Annotated in this window: 1 protein-coding gene; it reads left to right on the top strand. The window is 48.4% G+C overall.

Features of this window, described 5'->3' with window-relative positions:
- A partial coding sequence (locus N477_RS26385; RefSeq protein ID WP_196760690.1) for a hypothetical protein occupies window positions 1-225 on the top strand: 225 nt, incomplete at both ends.

Consider the following 225-nt stretch of genomic DNA (forward strand, 5'->3'; position numbering starts at 1 on the left):
ACACACATTACAACAGCTGAGTGGGATGAGTGCAGGTCTGTTCGATACCTTGGTGATATTTGAAAACTACCCCGTGGATGCGTTGCTGAATGAAAAGGCCGAGGCCGCGGCACTAAAGGTGACGAATGTTGAAGGGTATGAAGGCACCAACTATGCCATTACCCTTAAAGCACACATTGAAGCCTGCCTGTCGATAGGATGTGAAGTGCAGGGAGTGATATTCGA

The organism is Pseudoalteromonas luteoviolacea H33-S (genome assembly GCF_001625695.1).
GTDB lineage: Bacteria > Pseudomonadota > Gammaproteobacteria > Enterobacterales > Alteromonadaceae > Pseudoalteromonas > Pseudoalteromonas luteoviolacea_B.